At 68.1% G+C, this 21,510-nt stretch carries 20 protein-coding genes and 3 pseudogenes; 16 read left to right on the forward strand and 7 right to left on the reverse strand.

Annotated elements, in window-relative coordinates:
- Window positions 1–407 precede the first annotated feature (407 nt).
- From OG884_RS01825 to OG884_RS01830, 3 genes are all read left to right on the forward strand, one after another.
- On the forward strand, window positions 408–4,088 hold the full coding sequence (locus OG884_RS01825) for a DNRLRE domain-containing protein (RefSeq protein ID WP_326646837.1): 3,681 nt from the start codon (window positions 408–410) through the stop codon (window positions 4,086–4,088).
- On the forward strand, window positions 4,085–4,351 hold the full coding sequence (locus tag OG884_RS37365; RefSeq protein ID WP_442811708.1) for a NucA/NucB deoxyribonuclease domain-containing protein: 267 nt from the start codon (window positions 4,085–4,087) through the stop codon (window positions 4,349–4,351). Before OG884_RS01825 ends, OG884_RS37365 begins: the two co-directional genes overlap by 4 nt.
- An 81-nt stretch (window positions 4,352–4,432) precedes the next feature.
- The gene (locus OG884_RS01830; protein ID WP_326641454.1) at window positions 4,433–5,053 is read left to right on the forward strand and encodes a DUF6461 domain-containing protein; all 621 of its coding nucleotides are present in this window, start codon (window positions 4,433–4,435) and stop codon (window positions 5,051–5,053) included.
- Between the two features lie 283 nt (window positions 5,054–5,336).
- Here OG884_RS01830 and OG884_RS37370 read toward each other — a convergent pair.
- Window positions 5,337–5,591 (reverse strand): annotated as a pseudogene (locus OG884_RS37370) (IS4 family transposase); the annotation flags it as partial.
- A gap of 268 nt (window positions 5,592–5,859) precedes the next feature.
- Between OG884_RS37370 and OG884_RS01835 the strand changes: the two are divergent.
- On the forward strand, window positions 5,860–8,037 hold the full coding sequence (locus tag OG884_RS01835; protein ID WP_326641456.1) for a recombinase family protein: 2,178 nt from the start codon (window positions 5,860–5,862) through the stop codon (window positions 8,035–8,037).
- Here the strand turns inward: OG884_RS01835 and OG884_RS01840 are convergent.
- The gene (locus OG884_RS01840; RefSeq protein ID WP_326641458.1) at window positions 7,939–9,072 is read right to left on the reverse strand and encodes an IS4 family transposase; all 1,134 of its coding nucleotides are present in this window, start codon (window positions 9,070–9,072) and stop codon (window positions 7,939–7,941) included. The two genes, OG884_RS01835 and OG884_RS01840, sit on opposite strands and share 99 nt — an antisense overlap.
- A gap of 264 nt (window positions 9,073–9,336) precedes the next feature.
- Between OG884_RS01840 and OG884_RS01845 the strand changes: the two genes are divergently transcribed.
- Window positions 9,337–9,960, forward strand: coding sequence for a hypothetical protein (locus tag OG884_RS01845; protein ID WP_326641459.1), 624 nt, complete (start codon window positions 9,337–9,339; stop codon window positions 9,958–9,960).
- 122 nt (window positions 9,961–10,082) lie between these two features.
- Here OG884_RS01845 and OG884_RS01850 read toward each other — a convergent pair whose 3' ends face one another.
- Window positions 10,083–10,319: a hypothetical protein gene (locus OG884_RS01850; protein WP_326641461.1), complete on the reverse strand. Its 237-nt coding sequence runs from the start codon at window positions 10,317–10,319 to the stop codon at window positions 10,083–10,085.
- Entirely contained in the window at window positions 10,316–10,714 is a 399-nt protein-coding gene (locus tag OG884_RS01855) for an ATP-binding protein (RefSeq protein ID WP_326641463.1), read from the reverse strand. Before OG884_RS01855 ends, OG884_RS01850 begins: the two co-directional genes overlap by 4 nt.
- Before the next feature lie 291 nt (window positions 10,715–11,005).
- On the opposite strand from OG884_RS01855, the gene OG884_RS01860 reads away from it, so the two are divergent.
- The 11 genes and pseudogenes from OG884_RS01860 (at window position 11,006) to OG884_RS01910 (ending at window position 17,996) form a co-directional block, all read left to right on the forward strand.
- A complete protein-coding gene (locus tag OG884_RS01860) occupies window positions 11,006–11,824 on the forward strand; it encodes a helix-turn-helix domain-containing protein (RefSeq protein ID WP_326641465.1) in 819 nt (272 codons plus the stop codon).
- Window positions 11,825–11,831: 7 nt separating this feature from the next.
- A complete protein-coding gene (locus OG884_RS01865; RefSeq protein WP_326641466.1) occupies window positions 11,832–12,029 on the forward strand; it encodes a DUF397 domain-containing protein in 198 nt (65 codons plus the stop codon).
- Between the two features lie 32 nt (window positions 12,030–12,061).
- The gene (locus tag OG884_RS01870) at window positions 12,062–12,265 is read left to right on the forward strand and encodes a DUF397 domain-containing protein (protein ID WP_326641468.1); all 204 of its coding nucleotides are present in this window, start codon (window positions 12,062–12,064) and stop codon (window positions 12,263–12,265) included.
- A 478-nt stretch (window positions 12,266–12,743) separates the two neighbouring features.
- Window positions 12,744–13,097 (forward strand): gamma-glutamylcyclotransferase family protein, encoded by a 354-nt coding sequence (locus OG884_RS01875; protein WP_326641469.1) that lies wholly within the window; start codon window positions 12,744–12,746, stop codon window positions 13,095–13,097.
- Between the two features lie 82 nt (window positions 13,098–13,179).
- Window positions 13,180–14,429 (forward strand): annotated as a pseudogene (locus OG884_RS01880) (acyl-CoA carboxylase subunit beta).
- A gap of 80 nt (window positions 14,430–14,509) precedes the next feature.
- Window positions 14,510–14,821 (forward strand): annotated as a pseudogene (locus OG884_RS01885) (ATP-binding protein); the annotation flags it as partial.
- Window positions 14,822–15,036: 215 nt separating this feature from the next.
- Window positions 15,037–15,849: an enoyl-CoA hydratase-related protein gene (locus OG884_RS01890; RefSeq protein ID WP_326641472.1), complete on the forward strand. Its 813-nt coding sequence runs from the start codon at window positions 15,037–15,039 to the stop codon at window positions 15,847–15,849.
- 67 nt (window positions 15,850–15,916) lie between these two features.
- Window positions 15,917–16,363: an acyclic terpene utilization AtuA family protein gene (locus tag OG884_RS01895; RefSeq protein ID WP_442811613.1), complete on the forward strand. Its 447-nt coding sequence runs from the start codon at window positions 15,917–15,919 to the stop codon at window positions 16,361–16,363.
- Window positions 16,364–16,470: 107 nt separating this feature from the next.
- Window positions 16,471–16,695, forward strand: a complete 225-nt coding sequence (locus tag OG884_RS01900) for a hypothetical protein (protein WP_326641473.1) — start codon at window positions 16,471–16,473, stop codon at window positions 16,693–16,695.
- Window positions 16,696–16,807: 112 nt separating this feature from the next.
- Entirely contained in the window at window positions 16,808–17,659 is an 852-nt protein-coding gene (locus OG884_RS01905) for a helix-turn-helix domain-containing protein (RefSeq protein ID WP_326641475.1), read from the forward strand.
- Window positions 17,660–17,723: 64 nt separating this feature from the next.
- Window positions 17,724–17,996, forward strand: coding sequence for a hypothetical protein (locus tag OG884_RS01910; protein WP_326641477.1), 273 nt, complete (start codon window positions 17,724–17,726; stop codon window positions 17,994–17,996).
- Between the two features lie 139 nt (window positions 17,997–18,135).
- Here OG884_RS01910 and OG884_RS01915 read toward each other — a convergent pair whose 3' ends face one another.
- From OG884_RS01915 to OG884_RS01925, 3 genes are all read right to left on the reverse strand, one after another.
- Window positions 18,136–18,789 (reverse strand): TetR/AcrR family transcriptional regulator, encoded by a 654-nt coding sequence (locus tag OG884_RS01915; protein WP_326641479.1) that lies wholly within the window; start codon window positions 18,787–18,789, stop codon window positions 18,136–18,138.
- A 216-nt stretch (window positions 18,790–19,005) separates the two neighbouring features.
- Entirely contained in the window at window positions 19,006–20,532 is a 1,527-nt protein-coding gene (locus OG884_RS01920; RefSeq protein WP_326641481.1) for a glycosyltransferase family 39 protein, read from the reverse strand.
- A 116-nt stretch (window positions 20,533–20,648) separates the two neighbouring features.
- A complete protein-coding gene (locus OG884_RS01925; RefSeq protein WP_326641483.1) occupies window positions 20,649–21,503 on the reverse strand; it encodes a dioxygenase family protein in 855 nt (284 codons plus the stop codon).
- Between the last annotated feature and the right edge of the window lie 7 nt (window positions 21,504–21,510).

A 21,510-nucleotide genomic window follows, 5' to 3' on the forward strand; every position in this document is an offset into this window, starting at 1 on the left:
GCTGGACGTTCGACGAGGGAACGGGAAACACCGCAGAGGATTCATCCAGAAACCAGAACGATGCGATTCTGAACGATACGGCTTCCTGGATTCCAGGTAAAAACGGTAGCGCCGTTTCGAACGCGGCTTCTCAGTCGCGGGTAGCCGCCTCCCTTGATGCCGTCAAGCAGGGGAAGGCTGTTGCGGTCGTCGGTGAGACGTCCGAAACGAGCCTCACCTACGCGCAGCCCGACGGGAAGACGTTCAAGACCGAGATCGCCGCAGGTCCTGTACGGACCAGGCAGGGCGGCAAATGGGTGCCGATCGACACCTCGCTGGTGGCGCATGGCGGCGGACTTCGCCCGAGGATGCTGCCATCAGGTGTCACCGTGGGAATTTCCACCGGTGGTACAGACGCGTTCGTGAAGATGACGGCCGCTGACGGGCGGTCCTATGCGCTGCGGTGGCCGACCGCGCTGCCCAAGCCGGCCATCAGCAAGAACGTGGCCACGTACGTCGATGCGGCGGGCCGCGGCGCGGACCTGGTGGTGACGGTGCTACCGACCGGATTCCGTCATGACGTGGTGCTGCGCGAGCGGCCCGCCAAACCCCTGGAGTTGCGCATCGGGGTGGACACCGGCGGCCTGACCCTGACCAAGGGCAAGGGTGGACGCCTGCTGCTCACCGACACCAAGGCCGGCGCGACCGGCACGGACGAGAGCAAGGACGACAAGCTCGTCGCCTCGGCGCCGCAGCCGGTGATGTGGGACGCCTCCGCCGGAGCTCGCCTGGCCAAGGGCCGCCTGCCCCAGGCCCGGCACGCGAAGATCGCCACCGACGTGGTGACCACGGGCGGCCGCACCGAGCTGGTGCTCAAGCCCGACCACGCCTTCCTGTCCGACCCCGCCACCCGGTATCCGGTGCGGGTGGATCCGACCACTACCTTGCCGTTCAACCATGATGTGGAGGTCGCCTCCACCAGCGACGCCGACTTGCCGGCCGATCCGACCGCCGGGTATCTGATGGCCGGGCGGTTGTTCGGCGACTTGTCTCGGGTGCATCTGCGCTTCGACACCGCCGTCCTGGCGGGCAGCACAGTGACCGATGCCAGGCTGTCGCTGCTCAACATCGACGCCCAAGGCTGCGGCCCCACGGTCGGGCCGGGCATTCAAGTCCGACGCCTGACTTCGGCGTGGGATGAGAACAACCTGTACTGGGCCAACAAACCGACCTCCACCACCGAGGACGCCCAGATCAACAGGGTCGCCCTCGGCCCGACCTGTGAGCCGGCTCCGCTAGAGTGGCCGGTCACCGCCATCGCTCAGGACTGGGCCGGCGGCGCTGCCAACCACGGCCTGGTGCTGCAACACCCCAACGAGGCCAACACCAACGACAACTACCGGGTCTTCCCCTCCGCCGAGGAGACCTTCGAGTTCAACTCCCCGCCCAAGCTGACCGTCACCACCTCCGGCCAGGCCTCGGCTCCGGCGATCACCGGCTTGACGGTGACCCCGGCGCAGAACGTGGCGGGCATCACCACGGTCACCTCGCTCACCCCGCAACTGGCCGCCACCGTCTCCGACACCATCGGCGGCACCCTGACCGGCCAGTTCGAGATCGAGCACGACCCCACCGCCACCGGGCAGGGCACCGGCCAGATCTGGACCGGCACCTCCACCGCAGTGGCCTCCGGCAGCCCGGCCACCATCACCGTCCCAGCCGCCAAGCTGACCGACGGCTGGAAGGTGCGCTGGCGCGCCCGCGCCACCTCGGCCACCGCCTCCTCCGCCTGGTCGGACTGGCAGCAGGTCACCGTCGACGTGCCCAACCCCACGGTCGGCCAGTTCCAGGTCACCCCCTCCACCCTGGTAGACGGCAAGACCGTCACCACCAGCCTCACTCCGAACCTGCTCACCACGGTCACCGACCCCGCTGGCCAGCCAGTGCGGGCCGAGTTCGAGGTCGAGCACGACCCGGCCGCCACCGGGCAGGGCACCGGCCAGATCTGGGCCGGCACCTCCACCGCGGTGGCCTCCGGCACCCAGGCCACCGTCGTCGTCCCCGAGGGCGAACTGGCCGACGGATGGCTGGTGCGCTGGCGTGCCCGCGCCACCTCGGCCACCGCCTCCTCCGCCTGGTCGGACTGGCAGCAGGTCACCGTCGACATGCCCAAACCCACGGTGGGGAACCTCACGGTCACCCCGTCAGCGGTAGTGGACGGCACGACCACGACTCGCACGATCATTCCGACCCTCAACGCCACGGTCACCCACCCGGGTGGGCAGGCGCTGCGAGCCGAGTTCGAGCTCGAACACGACCCGGCCGCGCCTGAAGGCCAGGGCACCGGGCAGATCTGGGCCGGGGCCGTGGACGGCGCCGCCTCCGGCAGCCAGGCGGACATCGCTGTTCCAGACGGGAAACTGATCGACGGCTGGAAGGTCCGCTGGCGCGCCCGTGCGGTCGCCGGAGAATCAGCCTCGGCCTGGTCGGCGTGGCAAGAGATCAAGATCGACGTCGTCCAGTCGGGTGAGGAACCGCTGGCGCAGACCGCTGGATCGGTCATCCGCACCGATGAGAGTTTCACCGCGGCGGCCTGGCTACGGTGGAGCGACAAGGACGGCGACTACATCGTCCTGGAACAGAAGGGTGTCCACCAGGCTCCTTTCCGCCTGGGCAACACCGCCGACCACGGCTTGGTGTTCACGCTCACCAACGCCGACGCTGCCGGCGCCACCCCCCAGGGCGTGCTCTCCGGTGTCGAACCACCGGTCGGCGAATGGTTCCACCTCGCCGGGGTGTACGACGCCGAGGCTGACACCGCGACGCTATATCTCAACGGCACCCCAATCGGAAACGACGTGATTGGTTTCTCCGGATGGGACGCCGACGCCGCTATGACGTTGGGTACCGTCATGCGCGGAGACCTCGACGACGTTCGGGTGTATCAAAAGGCGTTGTCAGCCGACGAGGTCGGCGCGCTTCACGGCAGCACGACCACGGTCGCCGCCTCACCGTGGGAGTCGGAGAGGGGTGGCGAAGGCGAGCGTGACGAGCCGTCCGAGTCCTCTCCCGGGAAAACCGTACGGTCCAGCCAGCAGAGTGCCGTACCCGACCCGTCGTTCAATTACCAACATTTCACACTCGACACGTGTAAGGCGGAAGGACCGAAGCAATACAAGAAGGGCGTCTGGACCGCCGCTTCCGTCTACAGCGGCTGCACCGTCAGATGGTATGGAATGAGTATTTGGGTCCCGGACCCGGAGGACATCTTCGGAGGAAAGAAGAGAAAGACGAAGAAGAGGCCGGACGGTACCGTCGAAGAGGAGACGGACCTGATATGGCGGTCGACGGTGGTCGTCAACACCTACCTGGGCATGCCTGACGGAGAGTCGATCCGCGATCCAGGAAGCGATGGAGCGACAGGCTCACTGAAGCCCAAGGACATCTCGGTATGGGTCAGCCTGGACAACATCACTCCGGATCACATAGCCGCAGGCCAGCAGGAAATGTCGCTGGAGATGACCGCCGCATCAAGTGGGCCTAATTCGACCTGCGCTAAAACGGTCGACGGAGATTGGGCAGGGAGGATCGACGAGTGGGGAACACGCACTCGGTACTACCGATTCAGATCCACGTCTTCCAGCGATGACGTGCGTCGGTGCAGCGTCTTCCCGTGGCTGGTGTTCATCAACGCCAATTTCATGGACACGAACGAGGCCGTTCCTTTGTGGGACAGGCCGAAGGAGGAGCAAAACGGCAGCTGGAACCCGCCCACTGTCCGCTGCGAGGACGAGGTGATGGGAGGGATGCTCAACAACGTTCCCGACGATAAGCAGATCAGATACACAGGTGCGTGCACTTTCCCGGAAGTCAGCCGCATCTACAGGATAAAGACGGACGACCCCGATAGAGGTGCCGTCGCCCAGCACCTTTGGAAGGCGTTCAATCAGCCGGATTCCACCGTTCCCTCGAAGGCTCCCGTACCGAAGATCATTCCAGGAAACTGGAATGGGACAACGGCTGGCACCAAGGCTGCATTGACGCGCGTCAACGAAGGTCTGCTGCGCCCGGGGACCCCAAGGGAAGAACATGGGGCGCGGTTCAGCTGAGTGCGAGGAAGAAAGCGTGCAGGCCGCTGAAGACCGCCGGTCATTGCGACGAGTACCCATTCAATACCGCCAAACAGGGACCTGGGTGGGGAGACGGCAACTTCTCGGTCAAAAAAATAGTTGGCATAGAAAACACCAATGACGGGCGGCAACTGCAAATCTTCTACTCCCGTTACCGCGTTCTTGTCCCCGACGGCACAACCCGTCTCGACGGGGATAAGTACTGGGTCAGCGTCACCGGGCCACCGCCCCAAAATCCATAGATAATAAGCTCGCCACAACATGAGGGTGTCGCCGTCCTGTCGAACCGACAGGACGGCGACACCCTCGGCGAACGAGGAGATATGACCACACCTTACAGTCTCTACGATCTTGTTTCTGCTCACGAAGGAGGCCATGGCTCCCTTGCCGATTTTTATGTGACGTGGTGTGAAGGTGTCAGCGTTGAGAACGTCGCTCGTGTCATGGGCGCCGATATCGATACGGTGACGCCATGCAAAATCGTAGGCTGGGGATCCGGCTCGGACGGAAGCGGACGCGAGGACGGCAACATTCTCGTAGGGGCGGCCGGAACATGGACGTTCCTGCTGGGAGATTATCGCTGCGTTGGCATCGACTCGGTGGTCGGCCTGTCGAAAAACAACGGGCGGGCCCTGAGCATCGAATGGAGTGTCCATGGAGAAACCATCCTCAGGTATGCGGCAAACGGCGAGATCGCCACTGTTCTCGACATCACCTACACCGAGGACCGATACGGAGGCGACCCCAACGCCCTGGATTCACATATGGAAGGTCTGCGCTTCGACATCATTGATGACGACGTCGAGGACGGGGTCACCGACTTGCGTGAGAGCTTCACCTCGGCGTTGATTCTCGTAGAGCGGATCACTGGACAGAAAATCAACAAAGAATGGCTGGACGCTGTTTATGCCTGTTACGTTCTCCCGGCAACCGTGAATGAGTGAGAAGATCCCGGTCTCTCGGCACCTTTACGGGTTCTTCGATCTTGAGGGGGGAGCCCAATGCCGTTTAGTTAATGATCATCCTCTGGCTCGGGGTTGTCGGGGTAGGAGCGCGACGGTGGGCGGTCCTGCGTGCCGGATTCCCTTGTCGGAGGGGCGGCGTTCCCTGTAGCTGCTTCGTCGGGTGCGTTTGACGGCTCGGGGGTAGCTGCGGTGGCGGCGGGAGGGGTTGCGGGGCCGGCCGACCTGGTAGACGGTGCGCACCCAGAGTGTGTCGTGGGGTTCGGGGGGGAAAGGCCGCCCGGTCGGTGACCGAGCGGCGCACGATACGCAAGGTGGCCAGGAACTTGATCCGGTCAGGGTCGATCCCTGCGGTGGTGGCCGCGACGCAGATCAGGGTGGCCAGGGCCCAGTGGGTGAGCAGGTAGGCCCAGATCTCCTGGCGCACCAGATCGGGGGTGCGGGACCGCAGGATCCGACCCGGCCCGCGCAGATGGGTTTTCAGCTGGTCGAACCCGGTTTCAATCCGCCACCGGTGATGCACCTGTAGCTGGACTGCTCTCTATTGCACCGTCTGGGCCTGGGGCGATACTCAGCGTGGAGGCGTTGCTGCGACTGGTGGCCTTGGTCGACCGGTTGCGGTCCCCGGTGTCTGGTGAGGCAGGTGAGGCCGAGTGCCCGGTGAGCGCGGTGAGCCCCCCGATCCCGGATCTGGGTGAGGTTACCGATCGAGAGCCGGCAAGCAACGGTGAGGTTGCTGGCCGTGTTGGCGGCTCGGGCCGTGGTCGGCCGGAGCGGAGGCGGGCGTGATGAGCCTGGCGGGGTATCGGCCTTGGGGCCAGCCTCAGGAGAAGATCCGCCCGGAGCATCGGGACCGGACGGCGGTGGTGTATGTTCGCCAATCCAGCCGGCAGCAGGTGCTTGAGCACACCGAATCGACCCGGTTGCAGTACGCGCTGGTCGAGCGCGCGGCGGCGCTGGGCTGGGCCCGTTCCCGGATCGTGGTGATCGACGACGATCTAGGGGTCTCGGCCGCGATGGCCGATGCCCGGGTGGGCTTTGCCAAACTCGTCACCGAGGTCACGATGGGACGTGTGGGCATCGTGCTGGGCATCGAGATGTCCCGGCTGGCGCGCACCGGCCGAGACTGGCACCAACTGCTGGAGCTGTGCTCGCTGTCGGGGGCGCTGCTGGCCGACCCAGATGGTGTCTACGACCCGAGTTTCTACAATGACCGGCTGCTGCTGGGGTTGAAGGGCACGATGAGCGAGGCCGAGCTGTACCTGATCCGGCAGCGGATGCTGTCGGGCAGGCTGGCCAAGGCCGAACGTGGGGAGCTGGCCTTCCAACTGCCGATCGGGTATGTTCGCCGCCCGTCGGGAGAGGTCGTCTTCGACCCCGATGAGCAGGCCCGGCACGTGGTCGGCCTGGTCTTCGACACCTTCACCCGGCTGGGCACGCTGAACGCGGTGCTGCGCTACTTGGTCGACCACCAGATCCAGTTGCCGGTCCGGGTGCGTGGCGGCCTGGCCAAGGGCGAGCTGGAGTGGCGGCGCCCGACCCGGGAGACGTTGCAGATCATGCTGCACAATCCGATCTACGCCGGATACTACGCCTACGGGCGGCGCCGGGTCGACCCGCGCCGCAAGCAACCGGGTCGGCCCAGCACCGGGCGCATCGTCCGTGATAGCGACGAATGGCTGGTGCTGCTGCCTGACCGGATGCCCGCCTACATCACCATCGAGCGGTATGAGGCGAATCTGGCCCGGATGGCGGCCAACCGGCAGACCGCCGCCTCGCCCGGAGCCCCGCGGGACGGCTCGGCGCTGCTGGCCGGGCTGCTGCGATGCGGCCGATGCGGCGGCGGGCATCGCATGAGCGTGCGCTACCACACCCCCAGCAGCCGCAACCCCGCCCACGGCTACGTATGCGCCTACAACCAGGTCAATTACGGCACCGGCGGGCCCTGCCAGCACATCGCCGGGCCCGCCCTGGACGCTTATGTCACCGGCCAGGTGCTGGCCGCGGTGGCGCCGGCCGCGCTGGAGATCTCGATCCACGCGGCGGCCCAGGCCGAGGCCGAACGGGCCATGCTCGACAAGCTCTGGCGCCAGCGCCTGGAACGGGCACAGTACGCCGCCGACCGGGCCCGCCGCCAGTACCAGCTGGCCGAACCGGAGAACCGCCTGGTCGTCCGGCAGCTGGAAAAGGAATGGGAAGCCGCCCTGGCCGAGGCCGACCACCTGCAAACCGACTACCAGCGGTTCACCGAGTCCCTGCCGATGACACTCACTGACGCAGAACGTCAGGCGATCGGGGAGCTGGCCGGCGATCTGCCGCAGATCTGGAACGCGCCCACCACTGGCCAGGCAGACCGCAAGGAACTCCTGCGCACCCTTATCGAGAAGATCACCGTCGCGGTCATCGGGAACAGCGAACTGGTGGATGTCACCATCACCTGGGCCGGCGGGCACCACACCACCGGCCAGGCCATCCGGCCCGTCGCCCGTCTGGACCAGCTGTCGTACCACCCGCGGCTGCTCGCCCGCGTCACCGAGCTCGCCGAACAGGGTAAGACCACCCGGCAGATCGCCGACACGCTCAACGCCGAAGGGCTCCGGCCGCCCAAGCGGACCAGCCGCTTCGAACCCGCCCAGATCCGGACTTTACTGAACCAGTACCGCATCGTCGCCCCGCGGCGACGCGATCGACCCACTGCCCTGGCTGACCTGGACCCCGGCGAGTGGACGGTCCCGGGCCTGGCCGCCGCCCTGGAGATGCCCCTGGCCACGGTCTACAACTGGATCTACCGAGGATGGATCACCGCCCGGCACGCCCCCGAAGGCAACTACTGGATCATCACAGCCGACGCCGCGGAACTGCGGCGGCTACACCAGCGCCGGAGTCGGCCGCCGGGCTTCTACACCCGCGCCCGCTGGACCGAGCCCCCCGACGAACCATCCCCGCAGGACGGAGTCCCACAGTGAAAGACGAACACGACTTGAGGGGCACCACAGGTGGCGTATCTCGGCTTCCCACCGCTGGTGGTAGCAGGAGGCCAGGTGCTCGGCGGTGGCGTCGGTCGGGTCGAGGATGCCGGTGATCAGCCTGATGTGGTCGCCTTTGCGATCGGGCACGGTGTAGTCGACCACGCGAACGACCACAGCCCGGTCGGGGTCGAGGTCCCGGCCCTGGCGGGCGTCTTCACGCAACCGGTCCTTCTGTGACCTGTGCAGGCCGACCACGGGGTTGGTGATGACCGCGAGCCAGGACCCGTCGTCCAGGTCACACAGCCAGTACGGGCGGAGCCCGGCCTGCACCCGCCACAGCAACTGGGCGCCGGTACGGCGGGCCTGCCCCCAGGCGTAGAAGCTGTAGAAGCCGCGATCGGCGAGCAGCAGCATGTCCTCCTCCAGCTGCTCGTACAAGGAGTAGGCCAGGGTCTGTTCACCGTCCCAGCAGCCCGACATATCCGCCGCGACGATCGCGTGAGAGCCGCACTCGCTGATCGCCACGACCCGGGCCTGCGGGAAGGCGGTTTCGTACCCGCCCGAGCTGTCCTTGGGGAACTCTTCGAGGTTCGCCGGAGTGTCGGGCAGGTCGAGCACGAACCCGTCGATCGCCATCAGCCGCCGGCGGCCGAGCCAGGCACCCGTCGTCGTCGGGAAGGCGGCTGGGCGGGCCACACGCTCGAATACCTCCCGGACTGCCTCGGCCCCCAATCGCTGACGAGCCTGGGTGACGGCGCCGCGTGTCGGCGGTTCCCAACCCGAACCCGGCACCGAAGCCAGCAGCCCGGTCAGCTTCTCCGCGGCCTCCTCGTAGTCGTCGTCCGGGAACAGGCATAACGCCATCAACAGGTAGACGACCACATGTGCGGGAAGCTTCCGGATCCTCTCCTCACGGCACCCGTGCAGCTCAATCGCCGCATCGAGCACGTGCCGGGGCACCAGCGATGTCAACGCGCCCAACCCCACCAGATCCGTCAACCGGCCCGAACCGCCGACCTTGATCAACTGCATCCGGCGACGCTACCAGCACAAACCCTATCTAAACGGCATTGGCTCGGGCCGCTGACGGCGGTAACGGTGCGCCCGGCCGGGGTGCGAGATCGCGCCGGGGCCATACCCGAGGGGTCCCCCGGGAGACCTCGACCCCGGCAGCCAGGTCAAACCCTCGCCAGGAGCGAGTCACAGGGAGGCTCCTCCTGTGACCGGCTCGTCGCGAGGAAGCGGGGGAACCCGTCGAGAAGGTCCCGCGTCTCAACAGTCGTGATCAACCAAGCGATGGCAACAGTACTGGTGATCGGATCGCTGCTGGGCGGAACCGGCGTGGCCCACGCGGGCGCCACCGAGATCCCCAAGGGGTTCCTGCTGACCGAGCCCGCAGCGACCGCGGGACCGATCATGGAGGACGAGGAGTGGTGGAAGATCAGTAACAGTCTGTCCCGGCAGCTCGAACTCAATCCCTGTCGCACGAAGGGGAAACCCCGTGACGGCCGGGTCGCGATGCGCACCATCACGTACTCGAACAGCGCTCCCTCCGGGAGCAGCGAACAGCTCGTGCTGTACAGGAGCACCAGGCCCGCCCAGGCCGCGTTCCGTAAGCTTCGGACGGACCTGGCCAGGTGCCCGAGGCGGGAAACGGCGAAGGGCGACACCGGCTCCAGGTTCGGCTACGTCGGCAAGCCGTTGCGGGTCGGAGACGAGGCCCTGTCTGTCGCGGGTTACTTCCACAAGCAGGGGAAGCGTGAGCGTGAGCCCGTCGAGATGGGGGTCGTCGCCCGCCGGGGCGCCGCGCTGTTCATCTACACCGACATCGGCAACGGCCTGGGAGCGGGCAAGAAAATCGTCAACCAGGCGAAGAAGATGACGAAGAAGGTGTGCGACCTGCCTGGGGTGTGCGGGTAGGTCGCCCGCTTCGGGAAAAGACCGATGTCCCCTGCCGGAATCGAGCAGTACCGGCAGGGGGCGTCGCATACCGCTGTGTGGACCACGAACTACCCGAGCTGACCGGCGCGGTGGCATCGTGGTCAGCCTGGGTGTGGTTCGTGGTCGCCCGGCGGGCAGAACGGGTTACAGAGCACGTCGACCCACACGTCGGCGACCGGCGCGGTGATCTGCTCGACGACCTCGGCCGAGATCACCTCGTCCGTGACATCAGCCCAGATCAGGCGTACGGCGGCGGCCAGCGTGACGATGCAGGTGCCGCACCGCGCGCAGACGCGCACGTCGCCGGGCGTGTCCAGCACGGGCAGCGGACCGCTCACCGAGATCCCGGTTCCACGCAGACGAACCAGACGGTCTTGCCCCCCGGCGCGGACTCCACCCCCCACCGCTCCGCGTAGGCCGAGACGATCGCCAGCCCGCGACCGTGCTCCGAGTCCGGACCGGCCAGGAGCGGGGTCGGCCACACCGCGCCGTGGTCGGTGACCTCCCCGCACACGATCCGCCCGTGCCGGTGCAGGGAGAGGGTGATCGGCGCCCGCCCGTGCACGACCGCGTTGCTCACCAGCTCGGACACGACCATGGTCACGTCCTCCGTCACGGCGGAGATGCCCCAGGTGACGAGGGCTTCCCGCGCCAGCCGCCGCGCCGCACCGACCACTTCGGGATCGGCGGGCAGGTCCCAGCACGCCTCAAGAGCCTTGCGAGGTGTCTTCATAAGTTTCTCCAGCCGAGGCGAGACCGACAGAGTGAATGCCGCGCTTACCGTGCGTGGGATCAGAACTGCGAGGTCCGAATCCGACCAGGACAGCGACCGATGTCACACAGCATCACGAGCTACTTACAGAACGTGTTCGCTTGACGGCCCCATGATGTGGCCCGCACAGTCGATACTGCAACTCTCATTTTGAAACTCGACCGATATGTCTTCTCTTGCGTCGAGTGCTCTACGATCAGCATCCCTACGCTTTGGAGGCAAGCGATGACAAACAGTGGCCAGAGTCCAACTGTGCGCCGCCGACGTCTGGCCGCCGAACTCCGGCGTCTACGCGAAGCCGCCGGTCTGACCATGGAGGAGGTCGCTCAATCGCTGGATCTGTCACGAGCCACGATTTCGCGCCTCGAAGCGGGCAAAACAGCCCGACCACGCCCACGCGACATTCGGGACATCCTCCAGCTGTACAAGGTAGGAGATCCACAGCGGGAGGCGGTCATGGACCTTGCCCGAGGTGCCCGCGAACGAGGATGGTGGGAGCAGTACAAGGGCGTCCTCACCGGCACCTATGTAGGACTCGAAGCGGAAGCATCCTCAATCGATACTTTCGAACCCCTTGTGATCCCTGGCTTGCTGCAGACCTCCGCATACACAACCGAGTTGATCCGAGCCTCTCTGGCTGACCCCGCTGAGATCGACAAGCGCGTGGAAGCGCGGATGCGCCGACAGGAGATCCTCCAGCGTCCAAACCCACCCCGATACCGCGCGATCATCGATGAAGCAGCCCTGCTACGGCCTGTAGGCGACACGAAGGTCATGCGCGACCAGCTTCGCAAGTTGATCGACACCCATCCGCTTGAGCACATGACCATTCAGGTCATTCCGATGTCGGCCGGTCCGCACATCGGCCTATGGGGTCAGTTCGTCATTCTCGGGTTTCCTGACTCCACTGATCAGGACGTTGTCTACATTGAAACCCCGACAGACAATCTCTATCTCGAAGAGCCTAAACATCTCGAACGTTATAACCTGGTGATGCAGCGCCTCGCTGCCAACGCACTTGGAGCTGACGCCTCGATCGCGTATCTGTCCGAACTCATCGACCGGTTGTGAGGCACCAATGGATCTTTCTAACGCCGAGTGGCACAAGAGCACCCTCAGCCAGGGCGACGGCAACAATTGCGTGGAAGTCGCACTGAACCTTCCCGGTATCGTCGCGATACGTGATTCGAAGGCCCCTAACGAGCCGAGCCTGATCTTCACCCCCTCGGCGTGGTCCGCCTTCATCGACAATATACAAAACGGCCAGCTCGACTGACCAAAACCCGCTGTACAAACCGAGAGGTAATCATGGATCTCCCCCAGCCTCATCCCCTCGCCTGGCGAAAGAGTTCCTATTCCGGCTCGGGCGACAACTGTGTCGAAGTCGCGGCGCTCCCCAACGGAGGCCAGGCCGTACGGGACTCCAAAAACCCCACCGGCCCCGTCCTGAAGTTCTCCCCTGGCGCATGGAACACCTTCATCAGCGGTATCAAGGACGGCCGGCTCGGCTGACGGACACCCGCTGTACGTGTACAACCAGCCACCGAGCCAAGATTTCCATCTCAGCTGGCGGCTGGTCGGGTTCAAGCGCATGCCGATGAACGGCGAGTCCAATGCGCCCCGGTGACGCGCCGATCACATATCTGTCCGAACTCACCGACCGGTTGCGAGGCACCGATGGATCTGTCGCCGAATGGCGCAGAGGGAGCGCGGCGGCCTCCGCTCAGCGCACCACGTCCCGGTCGGCGAGCTCTCCATTGTCGCGAGTGAGCAGCAGGTAACGCTCCTCATACAGCGGCCTGGCGGGTGCGCCGCCCAGGTCGTCGACGGTCACCGGGCCGCCTTCCCGCGCGAGGTCGCGCTCGGCCCAGACCGATGACGACGTCCGCCGAGACGAAAGAGGGGGCCTGTCCGGCCGCGAAGTAATGATCAGCCTCGTTCTAGACTCGGCGGGTGGGGGTTCACCCAGGCACGGAAAAGGGGGCGTCCGTTGTCCGAGAGCGCACAGGGCCGCACGTACCTGTTCTCCTACGGGACGCTGCGCCAGCGCGAGGTACAGCTGTCCACCTTCGGCCGCGAGCTGGACGGCACCCCGGACCTGTTGCCGGGCTACACGGTGACGACGGTGGAGATCACCGACCCCGACGTCATCGCGGTCAGCGGCACCGCCCGTCATCCGATCGTGCGCGCGACGGGCGACCTCTCCCACGCCGTCGAGGGAACGGTGTTCGCGATCACCGACGCCGAACTGGCCGCCGCCGACGACTACGAGGTGGCCGACTACCGCCGGGTGTTCGTGAGGCTCGCCTCGGGCGTGCTCGCCTGGGTTTACATCGATTCCTGAGCTCCGGGGTCCGGGAGAGGGCGCTCGACCGGCCCGGTCGACAGCGCGTTCGCCTCACAGAAGCACGGAAGGGACGACCTCGATGACCACCGCTCCCGCGGGAGGCTTCGATTACGACACCCACGGCCACGGATACGCCGTCCAGCGCCGTACCGATCCGCGCATCGCCGCCCTCGTCCACGCCGCGCTGGGCGAGGCCCGTACCGTCGTCAACATCGGCGCCGGGGCCGGCGGCGGCGAGAAGTACGTCGACCGGCACCGCGCGCGGGGCAGGCTGCCGGCCAGGGGGCGGATCGAGCTGCTCGTCGATCCCGACTCGGCGTTCCTGGAGCTCTCGCCGCTGGCGGGCTGGGGCAGCGACTTCCCCGTGGGAGCGAGCGTGGTCACCGGGATAGGGGTGGTCGAGGGCGTCGAGTGCGTGCTCGTCGCCAACGACCCGACGGTGCGGGGCGGCTCGTCCAACCCGTGGACGCTGCGCAAGACGCTCAGGGCGGCCGACATCGCCTTCGAGAACCGGCTGCCGCTGATCAACCTGGTGGAGTCCGGCGGGGCCGACCTGCCGACCCAGAAGGAGATCTTCATCCCCGGCGGCCGGATCTTCCGCGACCTGACCCGCCTGTCGGCGGCCGGGATCCCCACGATCGCCCTGGTCTTCGGCAACTCCACCGCCGGCGGGGCGTACGTACCGGGGATGAGCGACCACGTGGTCATGGTCAAGGAACGCGCGAAGGTCTTCCTCGGAGGTCCACCGCTGGTCAGGATGGCCACCGGGGAGGAGTCCGACGACGAGTCGCTGGGCGGTGCCGAGATGCACGCCCGGGTCAGCGGGCTGGCCGACTACCTGGCCGCCGACGAGCACGACGCGCTGCGGATCGGGCGGCAGATCGTCAGGGGCCTGAACCGGCGGAAGCCCGGCGTCTCCGCCGGGGCCGCAGGTGATCCGCTGTACGACGAGGACGAACTGCTGGGCATCGTGCCCGAGGACCTGAAGATCCCGTTCGACCCGCCGACCCTCGTTTCCTGTTCTCCTGGCCCAGCGCGAAGTCGGCGGTCATGGGGCCCGCCCAGCTCGCCGGAGTGCTGTCCATCGTCGGCAGGGCCGCGGCCCAGGCCCGGGGGCAGGTCTACGACGAGGAGGGCGACGCGGCGATGCGCCGGATGGTCGAGGCGCAGATCGAGGCCGAGTCGCTGCCGTTCTTCCTGTCCGGCCGCCTCTACGACGACGGGGTGATCGACCCCCGCGACACCCGGATGGTCCTGGGCCTGTGCCTGTCCGCCGTACACAACGCCCCCGCCCCGGAGCCCGCGGGCTTCGGCGTCTTCCGGATGTGACCATGCCCGCGAACATGCCCGCGAACATGCCCGTGACCGCCCCGCGGATCCGCCGCCTGCTCGTCGCCAACCGGGGTGAGACCGTCGAGTTCCTCGTCAGGGGCGAGCTGGTCGCCTTCCTGGAGATGAACACCCGCCTGCAGGTGGAGCATCCGGTGACCGAGTGCGTCCACGGCGTCGACCTCGTCGAGCTGCAGCTGCGGATCGCCGAGGGCGCCCGGCTGCCCGCGTCGCCGCCCGAGCCGTCCGGACACGCCGTCGAGGTGCGCCTGTACGCCGAGGACCCGGCCCGCGACTGGCTCCCGCAGAGCGGCACCCTGCACCGCTTCGAGATCCCCGGCGTGGACTCCCGCTTCGCGCCCGCCCCCGGCGGGCGGCACGGCCTGCGGCTGGGTCGGCGCGGGGCAGGTGCTCGTGGTGCTCGAGGCCATGAAGATGGAGCACCGGATCGCCGCCCCCGCGCCGGGCACGGTGGCGGCGGTGAACGTGACTCCGGGCCGCCAGGTCGAGGCCGGGTTCGTGCTGGTCGTGATCGAGGAGCAGACTTGATCCCCTCCCCGGGCTCTCCGGAGCCGAAGTGCGGGGTCTTGCCGCTGGAAGGATTCAGATGAAAACCGATGGAGGTTGGCCGGTGGAGCGCCTGGTGCACAGGGAGGTGTCCGGAGGGGTGGCGACGATCACCCTCGACTCCCCCCGCAACCGCAACGCCCTGTCGGTGCGGTTGCTGGGCGACCTGGAGGACCGGCTCAACTGGGCGCTGGCCGAGGAGAGCGTCCGGGTGATCGTGCTCACCGGGACCGGACCGGTGTTCTGCGCCGGCGCCGACCTGAAGGAGCAGCGGGTGGCCCCCGGCAGCGCGCACGAGGCACCGGTGACCGCGTCGTTTCCGGAGGTCATGAGCCTGATCTGGGAGAGCCCGAAGCCGGTCGTGTGCAGGCTGAACGGCACCGCGCGGGCCGGGGGGCTCGGTCTGGTGGCGGCCTGTGACTTCGCGATCGCCCCGGACTCGGCGTCGTTCGCGTTCAGCGAGGTGCGGCTCGGCGTGGTGCCCGCGATGATCGCGGTGACCGTGCTGCGGCGGCTCGACCCGCGCGCCGCCGCCGAGTACCTGCTCACCGGGGAGACGTTCGACGCCGCCCGCGCCAGGGAGATCGGGCTGCTCACCCGCGCCGTGCCGGAGGAGGAGCTGGACGCGACGGTCGCCCACTACACCGGCATGCTGCTGCGCGGCGGCCCCGAGTCGCTCGCCCTCACCAAGCAGCTCGTGCGGACCGTGCCCGGGCTGAGCGTGGAGGAGGGCATGCGCCAGATGGCCGAGCTGTCCGCCCGGCGCTTCACCTCCGCCGAGGGGCAGGAGGGGATCGCCGCCTTCATGGAGAAGCGGCCCGCGTCGTGGATCCCCGGGCCCGAGGCGGGCTGATGCGCCATGGCGGGCCAGCGCTCCTCACCGGGCGCGCGTCCGAGACGCCCCTGCCCGAGGAGATCTGATGCTGCGCGTCGCCAACTGCTCCGGCTTCTACGGCGACCGGCTGTCGGCCGCCAGGGAGATGGTGGAGGGCGGTCCGATCGACGTGCTCACCGGCGACTGGCTCGCCGAGCTGACCATGCTGATCCTGGCCGGGAACCGGCTCAAGGGCCGCCCCGGCTACGCGCCGACCTTCCTGAAACAGTTGGAGGAGGTCCTCGGGACCTGCCTGGAGCGGGGCATCAAGATCGTCTCTAACGCGGGCGGGCTGGATCCCGCCGGGTGCGCCGGGGCGGTGGCCGAGCTGGCGGGGCGCCTCGGGCTGCCCAACCTGCTCGCCCTCAACTTCGTCGTCCACGGCCTCCTCGGCCGCGGCGTGGCCGCCGGCCCCCGCCTCGACGCGCAGGCCAAGGCCCTTGGCGAGGAACTCCGCGCCGTACTCGCCGACATCCCGCGGCGCCTCCTGTGATCCCCCGGCATATGCGTTATCTCGTGCTTGAAACCTTCACGCAACCCTCCAAACTCTAGGATTGCTCGCAATTGCTCCATGAGCGTGGTTCGGGGAAGGATTCAGTCATGCGCCTCCGGTTTCTTGGTTCCACCTCCGAGGCGGGCGCCTGCCCCTCCCTCTACGAGACCGACCGCGGGACCATCGTGGTCCAGGGCCTTCGGGTGACCGATGCGGAGGCGCTGGCCGATCTGCGCCATGTCCTGGAGGGTGAAACCGCCGTCGAGGTGCCCCGCGAGTTGCTCGTGGACATCGCGCGCCGAGTACTTTCTGTAAATATTGGTCACGATTAGGAGTGCTCTCTGGCTTGATCCATATGCTCGGGTCTAGCGTCGTGCGCACCACGCGGGAGATGACCTGAACTCATGGGAAGAGCAGGCGGGCAAGAGCGGCCAGGGAGGTCGTGTGAGCGGGTTCCAGCAGGCCAGAACCGAGCTCGGCGCACGGTTGCGGCACCTGCGGGAGACCGCCCGCCTGTCGGGCAAGGAGCTGGCCGAGCGGCTGAGGTGGCAGGCCTCCAAGGTCTCCCGGATCGAGAACGCCCGCCAGACCGTCACCGAGGACGACATCGTCCAGTGGGCACGGGCCACAGACGCCTCCCCCGAGGTGGTCGAGGACCTGGTGGAGCACGCGCTGGGACTCTCGGATCGCCAGGACTCCTGGCGGCAGCGGCACCGCGGCGGACTGGCCGCCCTCCAGGAGGACGTCCGCGACATGGAGGCGCGGACCACGCTGCTGCGGGTGTTCGAGCCCGGCGTGGTCATCGGCCTGCTGCAGACCACCGAGTACGCCCGGAGCATCTTCACCCGGATCAGGCGCCTCCACCAAACCCCTGACGAGATCGACGCGGCCATCCGGATCCGCATGCGGCGCCAGGACATCCTCTACGACCAGAGCAGGCGGTTCAGGCTCGTCCTGCCGGAGGCGGTGCTGCGCTACCGGCTGGCCCCGCTGGACGTGATGCGCGGGCAACTCGACCGGTTACTGGCGGTGACCGCGCTGCCGAATGTGGCGTTCGGCGTGATCCCCTTCGAGGCACCCCTGCCCTCGGCGCCGCTCAACGGTTTCTGGGTGTACGACGACGACCATGTCTCGGTGCCGACCAGGACGAGGGACCTGCTTCTCCGCGACCCGGACGACGTCGCCTTCTACGCGCGAACCTTCGAGGAACTCTGCGAGGTCGCGGCCTTCGGGGAGAGTGCCAGGTCTGTGATCGTCCGCGTACTCAACGATTTCTCCGGACAACCAGCAGACTAAACGCCGCAATTGCTTGATTAGCATCCCAAGATCGTGCAAGTCTCTGTCGGGACGGAGGTGACGCATGATGCTGGACACGCTGTCTTGTCTGGAGAGGTTCGCAACCGCGATACGGCTGCACGCCGACCTTTCCGTGCAGCGGATCTCGTTCGGCGATCCCGCGTACGTGTACGTCCGCAACCGTTTCAGCAACACCCTGGCCGAGACCGTGACCTGCTCCCAGGACGGCCGTTTCATCACCTCGTGGGGTTACCGGCTCGGCACCAGTGAGAACATCGACGGCGCCGCGGCGCGGCTGGCCTTCCTGCTCGCCGCCCTGCCCACCCCCCAGGTCTGACTCCCCAGATCTGACCTGGTCAGAGCCGACCAGCTCCCCAGGTCTGACCTGCTCAGAGCCGACCAGGCCGCCCGGACGCCCCCGCCTCGGCGGCCCACGATCTCCCCCGCGCAAACCGCCCCCGAGCGGCCTCCCGCCGTTACGGGGCCTCGGCCGGCTCGTCGGGGAAGTCCGAGAGGCGGAGGCCGACCTCCCTGGCGGCGGCGACCCTGGCGTGATGGAGCATCCGGCTCCGGGACATGTTGCCGGTGTGCAGGGTGTACCGGACCACGAGGCCGTCGAGCATGCCGTCGATCCGCTCGGCCGAGCCCAGGGGGTCGTCGCAGATGAACTCGCCCGAGGCCACACCGTCGGAGATCACCCGGCCGAGGATCTCGATCCAGGCGCCCTCAAGCTCCAGCAGGATGGTGCGGACGTGCTCCTCGCGCACTCCCACGGCCCAGGCGTCGACCCAGAGGATCCAGCTCTGGTCGGATCGGGAGGCCGGGATGTAGAAGCGCAGGACACGGTCGAGGCGCTGGACGGCGGTGCCGGGACCCGCGACGATCTCCTTCAGCCGCTGGACCTCCGAGTCACTGGTGCTGCGGAGCATCTCGGTGATGAGATCGTCCTTGGTGGCGAAGTGGTAGTGGATCAGGCCGCCGCTCACGTTCGTCGCCCTGGCGATGTCGGCGACGCGGGTGCTGGCCAGCCCGCGCTCGAGCACGACCCGCCTGGCGGCTTCAAGGAGCTCCGCTCGGCGCTGGTCGGCCTGGTCGGCGCGGCGGCTGCGCGCTCCTCCTCCGCTGTGCACGGCGCAAGACTACAGCAGCGCGGGCCCGCCGCCTCCGTACTCCTGACCGGCTGATCAGTCAATGGCTCCGCCCCTGCCGCACCGACCGTATCCGGTCACCGCACGGGCGAGGAGAGCGGGAGCGGCACGGCGCCGGCCGCCCGGAGACAGTCCGTCCCGGACGGCCGGCGTGCGGCTCAGCCGCAGCGGTACAGAGGGACCGGCCGGCGTGCCGGCTCAGCCGCAGCGGTACAGGGACCGGTCGGCGGAACCGCCGTACTCCGACGCCTTGACCGCCGTGCAGTTGCCTCGCACCCACTCGGTCGCCCGGGAGCCACCCCCGTCGGGACCACCCCGGTCGTCTCCGGTCATCACGTACCTGAGCCGCCCCGAGGAGACGAGCCCTGCGAGCCGGTCCACGGTCATGGCGGGGTCACTCCCGGTGAAGCCGCCCATGGCGATGACGGGCAGCCCTGTCGACAGGATGGCCGAGGAGGCGCCCCGCGCGCTGCTCACCGCCACCAGCCAGGTCGCGCCGTCCCGGTGCTGCTTCAGGTATTCGATCATCTGCTGGTCCATCGCCCCGCCGGGGCCGCCCCGCATCCCGCCTCCGGCCGGGAGGCCGTCGCCCAGCTGCGGGGCGGCGTCACCGGTCGCCCCCCGCTGCGAATTCTGTCCCGGTACGCCGCTGGGAGGGCCCGCGTCACCCTCGGGGACTCCACCGGGGACTCCACCGGGGAAGCCGCCCCGCATGCCGCCGAAACCGCCGCTCCCGGCGGGACCCGCGGTGGGGTTGGTGCCGTTGACGGCCGAGCCGAGCGGGGTCAGCGCATAGGCGGCGGGCCCGGCGAGGCCGGCCGCCAGCCCGGTCGCCAGCGCGACGGCGGCGATCCGCAGCCTGAGCCGCGGCCCCAAGCGGGCCAGGAACAGCCCGGCGACCGCCGTCACGGTGGTCGCGGCGACCGCCCAGGCCAGCCAGGGCACGAAGTCCGCGCTGCGGCGGAGCACGATGAACGCCCACGCCCCGGTGACCGCGATCCCCGCGGGCAGCACCCACGACCACGCCCTGGAGTGCCGGTAGGCCCTCCAGGTGAGCACCCCGCCGAGACCGGTCAGGGCGGCGACGGCCGGGGCCATCGCGGTGGAGTAGTACGGGTGGAAGGTACCGCTGGAGAAGCTGAACACGACGTAGTGGACCGCGAGCCAGCCGCCCCACAGCAGCAGGGCGATCCTGCCGCCGCGGAGCGGGCCGCGGGCGGTCAGGACCAGGCCCGCGACCAGGACGATCACGGCGAAGGGCAGCAGCCAGGAGATCTGCCCGGCCATGATGTCGTTGAACAGGCGTCCGGCGCCCGCCTCGCCGCCGAACCCCATCCCGCCGCCCCGCCCCCCGCCGTTGCCGAAGATCCGTCCGAGGCCGTTGTAGCCGATGACGAGATCCCAGACGGAGTTGTCGGTGCTGCCCCCGACGTAGGGGCGGCTCGCCGCGGGCCACGCGTCCACGATCACCATCCACCAGGCGCTGGAGGCCACCAGCGCGACACCCGCCGCGAGCAGGTGCCCGAGGCGGCGGAGCAGCGCCCCCGGAGCCATGGCCAGGTAGAGCGGGGCGAAGGCCGGGAGCACCAGGTAGGCCTGGAGCATCTTGGTGTTGAACGCCAGGCCGACGAACACCGCCGAGGCGACGAGCGTGCGCATCCGGCCGGTTCGTACCGCCTCCTGACAGAACCAGGCCGCGACGAATTCGAGGGGTCGTCGCAACACAGTGATCACTTACTGGCGGTGGGAAGCACTCGGGTTCCAGGGATCGTCGCGACGGCTGATCCGTTCAGGGGGTGCGACGACCCCTTGAATCCGCCCGGCCGGGGGCTCTCAAGCGGTCACCTCTTGGCGGGGGCGGAGAACGTCATGACCCCGAGGTGGCCGGCGCCCTCCCTGGTCAGCTTCATCAGCAGGCTGTCGTCGTAGAAGGAGTCGGAGTCGTTCCTCAGTCGCTGCCCGGTGTGGCCGGCGTACGGCCGCGCCGCGTAGACCCGGTCGGAGACCTTCTCGTCGAAGAACATCTGGGTGGTCAGCACCCGGGCGTTGCCGATGTGCACCATCGCGTGGATGTGCACGCTGCGCCCCTGGTACCAGCCCGGGTAGATCGTGACGAACTCCACGATGCCGTCGGCGTTGGTGACCTGGGCACCGCGCAGGTAGCGCCCCTCGTCGGTGGGCGTGCCGTCGCCCGCCCCCGGCCTCCGGCCGCCCGCCCCCGGGCCGCCGGGACCGCCGCTCGGCGGCACGCCGGTCGGGCGCTCCCCCGTGGGGCCGTCGCCGCCAACCGCCCGGGAGGCACTCTCGAAACCGGAGTAGAGGCCTCCCGCGTCGCAGTGCCAGATCTCCACCACCGCGCTGGGAATCGGCTCACAGGTGGTGGCGTCCTGCACCCGGATCGCCACCCGCAGCGTGCTCCCCTGCCGGTCCTCGCGGATGTCGCTGCGGATCCTGTCCGCGTCGAAGTGGTACGGGCCCTGGGTGACCTCCTCGGTCAGGACGCACGTCGACGCGTCCTCGAACAGCGCGGCCAGTCCGGTGGAGGACGCGGTGGTCGGCTGAACGGTCGCGGTGCCACCCGTGGTCGTCGCCACCTGCCTGGTGGTGCTCTCCGGCCCGGCGCAGGCGGCCAGCAGCGCCCCCAGGCCCACGGTGCCGAACCCGGCCAGGGCCGTCCTCCGGTCGATGTTCTTCATGGTGATG

This window comes from Streptosporangium sp. NBC_01755 (assembly GCF_035917995.1).
In the GTDB taxonomy this organism is placed as follows: Bacteria; Actinomycetota; Actinomycetes; order Streptosporangiales; family Streptosporangiaceae; genus Streptosporangium.